Genomic DNA, 620 nt, shown 5'->3' on the forward strand with positions numbered 1-620 from the left:
TGGCCGTGCGGCACGCCTGCCCGGCAGCGTTCGCCGCGCGGCGCTCTTCCGCGCAGGCGAGCCATCTTGGTCGACAGCCCGGTCTCATCGATGAAGACGAGCTTTGCCGGATCGAGGTCGAGCTGGCCGTCGAACCAGGCACGCCGGCGCTTCAGAATGTCGGGACGATTTTGCTCCAGTGCGTGTGCGGACTTTTTTGAACGTCCAGCCGTGCCCCCGCAGCCAGTAGCTCAACGTGCTGCGGCCGATGCGCATGGACCGCTCGGCCAAGAGCTGCTCCACCATCTCGTTCAGCGTGATGTCCTTGCGCTCCTCGATCATCCCGACGATGAAGTCGGCATGGGCGTCGAGACGCGAGCCGCGCCGTCGTCCCTGCGGCCGCGGCGTCGTCCCGCCCCTCCGGGCTCTGCCGATCCAGCGGATCGCGCTCGATATCCCGACACCGAACCGAGCCGCTGCCTGGCGGGCCGATGCTCCTTCACCCGCCGCCTTCACGACACGTGACCGCAGATCCTCACCAAGTGCTCTCGCCATCGTCAACCTCCATAAAGTGGACGTTGAATCAGTCAAACCGATTCGCGTCACATCACAATCGATTCATCGAACCCCGGACGTGCTCT

Annotated in this window: 1 pseudogene; it reads right to left on the bottom strand. The window is 65.0% G+C overall.

The annotated features are described in order from the left end of the window. Positions 1–534 (bottom strand): annotated as a pseudogene (locus NKJ84_RS33110) (IS630 transposase-related protein); the annotation flags it as partial. Positions 535–620 lie beyond the last annotated feature (86 nt).

This window comes from Mesorhizobium sp. M0048 (genome assembly GCF_040323405.1).
Classification (GTDB): Bacteria; Pseudomonadota; Alphaproteobacteria; order Rhizobiales; family Rhizobiaceae; genus Mesorhizobium.